The following is a 7,312-nucleotide window of genomic DNA, read 5'->3' as shown; positions in this document are numbered from 1 at the left end:
TGTTGAGATTTACATATAATATACCTTTTGGTTGAATCCACATCTGTAGACAGAATAGATGAATCTGACAGGGATAATACATTAGCATATGAAAATAGAAATAAGAAAATGGTTAAGATCCGTTATACTAAGATCTGACTATTTTTTTAGATACATACATATATGATTTTGGAGTAGGAAAACATTTATGGCCCTTCATAAGAGCAACTTTCGGAAGAAACAGCCGCCATATCCCCTCCAAGGAAAATTCTTAGCTGGCATAGCCTCTCAGGTTTGCCGAGAACGATAAGTATATCGCCTACCAGCAGTTGTGTGTCACCTGTAGGGTTATCTATAATCTGTTTATCTCTACGTATGGCCAGTACTGTTGCACCATGCATGTTTCTCAGATCCGCATCTTTCAGGGTGCTTCCATGAATGGTACTACTTTCCTTGATCTTAAAAGATGTCACATCCAACCCGGGCAAATCATCTTTCAGGCTAAATGTATCCTTTTTACTTTCAATGGAATGCTGCCTCAACATGGAATAACCGTTTGCACGTATCTCATTTGTAAACGAATAAATATCCTCTTCGGGTACCAGGTACTTTTTAAGAAGACGACTGAATATCTCCACAGATGTTTCATACTCCTCGGGAATTACCTCATCGGCACCCAGCTGAGTGAGGGTTTTGATCTCACTCATATATCGGGTCCTTGCGATAATGTAAATCTTAGGATTCATCCTTTTTGCAACATCTGTTATTGCCCTTGTAGCTATGAAATCCGATATGCCAACCACTAGTACCCTGGCAGACTTAATGTTGGCGGAATCAAGGACCACTTCATGAGTTGCATCCCCATAGTATATCCTTTCTCCCTGTTTTCTTTCATTGCGTACTGTCTCGGGGTTTGTCTCTATAATAACATAAGGTATGCCTGCGGTCTTTGCAGCATTAGAGACTGTTTTTCCGTTGAACCCATAACCTATGATAATAAGATGGTCGTGCAATTCCTCAGTTTCTTCTCCAGCTACCATATTAGTTGAGTATATACCCATGCTCTTTGCATATAGACCGTTGATCAATATGGGATTCTTTGTCTTGTTCAGTATCTTACGCGAGAGACCATGTGAGAATGTCATCACAAAGGGTGTAGCTGCCATAGTGACTATGGAAACAGCAAGAAAAGCCTGATAAAGACCTTCATCGAGGAGCCCGTAAGACCGTCCGAAATTTGAAAGGACAAATGAGAACTCCCCCACCTGGGCCAGCGACATACCTGTTATAATCGTGGTTCGCAGAGGATATCCTAAAATGAATGTAACAAGTCCTGCTGCCATGGATTTCACAAAAATGACCACTACAGCCAGTGTCATGAGGATGGCTATATTCTCAAGGAAGAAACCGACATCCATCAGCATTCCAATGGATACAAAAAAGAAACTTATAAAGACATCCTTAAAAGGCATCATATTGCCGACTGCCTGATGACTGTACTCTGATTCCGATATGATGAGACCCGCCAGGAATGCTCCGAGAGCCAGTGACAAACCTGCTTTGGAAGTGAGCCATGCAGTGCCGAACACTGTGAATATGATGGTCAGAAGAAATAGTTCCCTGTTCCGTGTCCTGGCAATCCTGAAGAGCAGTGCAGGCATAAGCCATCGTGCACTTATGATCACAAACAGCATGATACCAAGCCCCTTCAGAAGGAAGGTGGCAGAACTGTCCCCTGAAGCGGATGGTACACCTGCCAGTATGGGCGTGAGAAGTATCATGGGAACAATAACTATATCCTGGAATATTAGTATGCCAAGGGATATTTTACCGTAGGTGGTATATGTTTCTCCCTTCTCCTGAAACAATTTGAGCACTATAGCAGTACTGCTGAGGGATACCAGAAATCCCAGGAAAAGAGCAGTACCGGAGCTGTAACCAATATAAAGGGATATGTAATAGACCAGTGCTGTAGTGATCACTACCTGCAAACCACCGCCCACCAGCACGAATCTTTTGATATCCCACAATTCTTTGATGGACATCTCAACTCCTATTGTGAACAGCAGCAAAATTATCCCTATCTCTGCAAGTGTCTCTACCTGCTCTGCTTCATGGATTATACCGAGCACGTGAGGTCCTGCTATTATTCCCGTCACAAGAAAACCAAGAACAGGCGATAACCTGATCCTGTGGAACAGTAACAGAATAAGTATTGACAATCCGAAAATTATTTCGATATCAGTGAACAGTGTCAGGTCCATATTTCAGCCAATCAGTTCTGTCTGAACCGAAACTATAAAGATGTTTTGACTTTGGCATCTTGTCTCTTGAATCTGCAAGCCATCTTCAGAACCTTTTACATAAAAACAGTTTTGGATCGTAAACATGTCGATTTCCAGAAGAGATCCACAAGAAACATTCTATAAGGCAAAGTGTAATCATTCATTTAAACTGCTGTGCTTCATGGATTGTGGTTTAGTCCAGTGATTATGTACAGCCTTACAATTGTGATATTCTGGCAAACGGTGTTTCAGGCAAAAAGATCCTCCGCAAAAGGGACATCTATAAGGTATCTTCATGCCCATCATACCACGTATTGTTTCATGACAATAATCACATTTCATGTTAATCATAATTTAAAATATGTTATTATTTAAAAAATTAATGGGCTCTAAATAATTTCCATTTACCCTTATGCGGTTCCATGATCATATGAAGATCAGAGAAGAATCAAGGATAAAAACTTGATACAAGATAGAAGGGAGATGAGTTACAGTTACTTTAGTCTCTCAGCCATCTGCCCTATCCTGAAAGAACCGTCAATAACCTTGTTTTTAAGGTCTTCGGCCATCTTCAGCGCTCTCTTGCGGTCCGACTGGCGTAGTACGATGGGCACTTCCCTGTAGATTTCAGCATCACAGCATTTCATGTTTGCCTTAATGCTTCCAAGCCTTGCAGTGAATACGCCTGCCGGGCAGAGAGTGGAGCAAAGACCACAGTTAAAACAAAGATACCTGTCAAGCACAAGTTTGCCGTTATTCCAATATATGGCATCCATGGGGCATTTCTCTTCAGCTTCGCACGTTGGGCACTGACGGCATGCAGATGGCTTGAACATAACTGCCAGATCCACGTCATTCCACACGTTCCCGTAATCTGCCTGGCCAATGGGCTTCCTGCAATCAACATCCATTACAGGAAGTGGTATCCCTGCATCTGTGGTCTTGATAGCATCAAGTACAACCTGACTGGTCACTGGTATGGGAATAGCCCAGGAAACGATACATTCCGGTCCGGCGCTTGTGGCGAATCCTCCCATGAGTTGAGGGTCCATGTCATGCATATCCGCAAATCCAGTAAGGTTTGGCCTTGCTGCACTGCTGCGGGTACCACTTCCTATAACAAATCCCTCGCTTCCATTCATGAGAAAACGAGTACCAATACCAATGGTTTCCAGCAGGGGATCGTTCTTAACAGGATTGATCTCCCCGCATCCTGATACTGTAGCTCCTGAAAGGTCCGGGCTGAAACCTGTTGCATGAAAAATGGTGTTCACAGCCTTCGAAGAGCAATTCACGAATGCAGAATAGTTCTTAAAGCAATGTCTTGTCCCGAACAAACGGGCAAAGGGCATTTCATCCAGAGTGATACTTGAAGTAAAGGTGTCATTCTCATCCGTGATAACAGAAACCTCTATCTCCTTTCTCTGCACCATTTCTCTGAAAAGATGTCCAGCCCCGTAGTCTGGCCTGAGGTTGGAGTGAGACGTACCAAAAACCATAAGATCAAGTATACCCAGCCTTTCATTAGGGCATGGACCTGTAAATGCAGGCACTCCATTGAGGAAAATCTTTTTTGCACGTGTGAACTGCCTGGGAGCCTCTATCGGGAAAGACATAACTGCATATGTGCCGCTCATTATAGCACGTGTGGCAGTGGTTACGACATCCACATCTTCCAGCTTTATGTCCTCTCCTTCCATGACAAGTCGACATATCTCGTGAGCTGTCATCACCACTGCTTCTCTTTTACTGATCTTCTCGCATATCTCTTCAACAGTACGCTCCATGACCATTTCCCCTTTAAGGCTTTAATATATAGTCAGACTTGAATAACTGCCTTACTTTTAATGTGTCCTCTGCAGACCCAAGTACTATACACAGATCATTTGCTATGAGAATTGTACTTGCATCAGGATTAGGTATGACTTTTTCTTTGCGTTGTATAGCAAGCAAAGTTACTCCATATTTATTCCGAAGCTGTGTTTCAGCAATGGTCTTTCCGGCAATATACGATTCATTTTCCACTTTCAATGTGATCATCTGTACACCAGGCAGACTGGTGCATATCTTCTCTGCATCTGTTTCTTCACCCGAATAACTGCGCAGCATCTTATAGCCGTCAGCACGCACTTCGTCAATGAACTTCTCGATCTGATCACGGGGTACCAGGTATCTCTCCAGTAACCTTGCGAATACCTCAATGGAGGTCTCGTATTCCTCAGGTACTACCTCGTCTGCTCCTATTTCATACAACTGAGCCATCTCTTTCAGGAAACGTGTCCTTGCTATAATGTAGATATTGGGGTTCATCTTCCTGGCAAGATCTATAATCTTACGTGTGGCAAGAGGATCCGATATACCGATAACAAGTACTCTTGCATTCTTTATGGACACATGTTCCAGTATTGGATAGTGAGTAGCATCACCAAAACATATGCTTTCACCACATGATTTTTCCCTCATGACGGTTTCGGGATTCATCTCAAGGACGACATATGGAATTCCGCTTGCACGGGCAGCTTTGGAAATAGTCTTTCCGTTAAAACCAAAACCGACAATTATTGCATGGTCTTTTAGTTCTTGTTCTTTCTTCCCAGGTGCCAGCTTAGCTGCGTACAGTCCTTGTTTCATTCTTTCAGGAATATGAGGTGCTTTTAGCGCTGCATCTGCCACCCTCGGAGACAGATCGATAACTATGGATGTAGCCCCCATAGTGATTATTGATACTGCCAGAAAACTCTGGTATGTGGTACTGTCAAGCAGACCAAGGTCAAGGCCGGACTTTGAGAGCACGAAAGAGAATTCCCCCACCTGCCCAAGAGCAAGTCCCACCAGTATGGCTGTTCTGAAAGGGTAACCAAGTAGGTAAGTGACTGCACCGGAAACTATTGATTTTAAAAAGAGCACTACCAATGCCATGGACAGTAACCATGTGAAATTCGTAAAAACATTGCCTATGTCCAGAAGCATTCCAATGGAGACAAAGAAAAAGCTCATGAACATATCCTTAAAAGGCATCAGATTGCCCAAGGCCTGGTGACTGTATTCGGATTCTGATATAATAAGACCTGCAAGGAATGCACCCAAGGCAAGAGAAAGCCCGATGTATGCTGTGAACCAGGCAACCGTCAACCCGATGAACACTATACTTAAGAGGAACAACTCACGGTTGCGAGTCTTAGCGATCTGATAAAGAAGTTTTGGTACAAGTGTCCGTGCGCTGAGGACTGCAATGGCTATTATTATTATCGCCTTTAATAGCAATACTGGTAATGAGCCACCAAATCCATTGCCTGATCCTGCAAGTACTGGTGTCACCAGGATCATAGGTACTGTTATTATATCCTGAAAGATGAGAATAGCAAGGGATATGCTTCCCTGTGGAGTATACATCTCAGATCTTTCCTGGAGTTGCTTGAGGACAATAGCAGTACTGCTGAGGGAAATGAGAAAACCGACGAACAGTGCAGATGGGGCATCCATCCCTGCTTTCATAGCTAAAAAGTATGTTGTGACAATTGTAAGCGCAACTTGCAGAGACCCTCCTATCAATACAGAACGCTTGATCTCCCATAGATCTCTTAAAGATAGTTCCGCACCAATTGTAAACATCAGGAGAATTACACCAATATCAGAAACGGTTTCTACCTGTTCCACAGAGGTCACCGCTCCTAAACCATGCGGGCCTACGATTATCCCGGTGAGCAGAAAACCTACTACAAGAGGTATTCCTAATCGATAAAAGATCAGCAGGATAAATATAGATAAGCCGAATATTATATTAATATCGGTGAGTAACAAAGCTTCCATAAATTTCCTCAGAGATTTAGCAAACCACCAACTATGGATATATGTATCTTATGAAGTAGTGAATGAAGAGCGAATGAAGAACAGAAGCCCTTTTTTTCATTCCACGTTCAGTATACTTGCCAGTTCAAGGCCTTCGCTGCCAAGTTCTGCTAGCTTGTTAAAGAGTTCTTCTTTTGTTACGTACTTTTCTGTCCTCGTGCCATCAGTACGCTCTATCTTTATGGTTATCTCGTTCTTAACGAATCCTCTGTCGATACACTCGCGAACAATGTCACCATATTGTTCCATTATGATCTTGAGACAATCGAAAACTTCATTGTTACGGACTGCATCTCTGCCATCAAGCACTACCTTCCTTAGTTTCTGGGACGTGATGGACATCTCCAGATATTTCTTAAGCTCAAGACCCAATGGTTCGATCCTATCCATATCTATGGACTGAGATAAGGTTTTATCTGCAGTGATATCACTATTTCCATGCAGGATCTGAATATCCTGAGAGTCATATATTATTTTGAATTGCTGATCTTGTTTTTTGTTCTCAAAAACCAGCTCAAGATGGGAAGTACCATTAAAATCGATGTTAGTGATCATGAACTCACTTACATCGACCATCTTGACTTTATTTTCCTTATGTATGATCCCGGCCTTTGTCCAGATAGGAAGCTGGATATTTCCATGAACTTCCCGCATAAATAGCGGCTCATTCCGATACAGAAGCTCACTTTCATAGTCTACACCGGATACGGAAGCTTTAAGGTCACCCCGCATGATTCCATTATCAAGGCGAACCGAATACGCCCGTGTATCCCCATATATCCCGTTCTCAAAAAGAGAATTGAGCAACGGGAACAGTTTCTGTTCAAGTTCGTTGATATGGAACTCATAATCCCTCTTTTTTTGCTCGAGCTCTTTTTTGAGATTCCGAAGACCATTACTGACACTTTCATCGCAAGCATCCATGATGGCATTATGACAATCGAGGATCTCCACATTTTCCGCGTTAAGGGAGAGGGATTTTACATACGCTTTTACATCATTAGCAAATTTTTCAAGACCAACTATCCTGTTCTCCAGAGAGGAAATGGCCTTTTTTTCAATTTCATTTGCCTCAATAGCATCATTTTCCAAGGGGAGGACTTTCCCTGCTATTTCAATGAGATCATTGATATCCTGAATAAAATCACGCTGTACGGGCAGGTCTGTGGAATCCTGATAGGTATACCTCATTCGATCCT

Annotated in this window: 5 protein-coding genes; all 5 read right to left on the bottom strand. The window is 42.7% G+C overall.

From position 1 onward, the window contains the following. Positions 1–185 precede the first annotated feature (185 nt). Positions 186–2,243 carry a cation:proton antiporter gene (locus tag ACCM36_RS07340; protein WP_370573098.1) on the bottom strand — a complete coding sequence of 686 codons (2,058 nt, stop codon included), beginning with the start codon at positions 2,241–2,243 and terminating at the stop codon, positions 186–188. A 177-nt stretch (positions 2,244–2,420) separates the two neighbouring features. After that, on the bottom strand, positions 2,421–2,561 hold the full coding sequence (locus ACCM36_RS07335; protein ID WP_370573100.1) for an AN1-type zinc finger domain-containing protein: 141 nt from the start codon (positions 2,559–2,561) through the stop codon (positions 2,421–2,423). A 197-nt stretch (positions 2,562–2,758) separates the two neighbouring features. Continuing rightward, positions 2,759–4,051, bottom strand: coding sequence for a methanogenesis marker 16 metalloprotein (locus ACCM36_RS07330; protein WP_370573097.1), 1,293 nt, complete (start codon positions 4,049–4,051; stop codon positions 2,759–2,761). 13 nt (positions 4,052–4,064) lie between these two features. Next, positions 4,065–6,074: a cation:proton antiporter gene (locus ACCM36_RS07325; protein ID WP_370573096.1), complete on the bottom strand. Its 2,010-nt coding sequence runs from the start codon at positions 6,072–6,074 to the stop codon at positions 4,065–4,067. 96 nt (positions 6,075–6,170) lie between these two features. Further along, positions 6,171–7,304, bottom strand: a complete 1,134-nt coding sequence (locus ACCM36_RS07320; protein ID WP_370573095.1) for a hypothetical protein — start codon at positions 7,302–7,304, stop codon at positions 6,171–6,173. Positions 7,305–7,312: the final 8 nt, after the last annotated feature.

The organism is Methanomethylovorans sp. (assembly GCF_041305605.1).
Lineage (GTDB): Archaea > Halobacteriota > Methanosarcinia > Methanosarcinales > Methanosarcinaceae > Methanomethylovorans.
This window is presented reverse-complemented; position numbering and strand designations above follow the sequence as displayed.

Bases quoted from the DNA above. Each gene is read 5' to 3' on its own strand.
- ACCM36_RS07325 (WP_370573096.1), bottom strand. From the start codon at position 6,074: ATGGAAGCTTTGTTACTCACCGATATTAATATAATATTCGGCTTATCT.
- ACCM36_RS07335 (WP_370573100.1), bottom strand. From the start codon at position 2,561: ATGAAGATACCTTATAGATGTCCCTTTTGCGGAGGATCTTTTTGCCTG.
- ACCM36_RS07330 (WP_370573097.1), bottom strand. From the start codon at position 4,051: ATGGAGCGTACTGTTGAAGAGATATGCGAGAAGATCAGTAAAAGAGAA.
- ACCM36_RS07340 (WP_370573098.1), bottom strand. From the start codon at position 2,243: ATGGACCTGACACTGTTCACTGATATCGAAATAATTTTCGGATTGTCA.
- ACCM36_RS07320 (WP_370573095.1), bottom strand. From the start codon at position 7,304: ATGAGGTATACCTATCAGGATTCCACAGACCTGCCCGTACAGCGTGAT.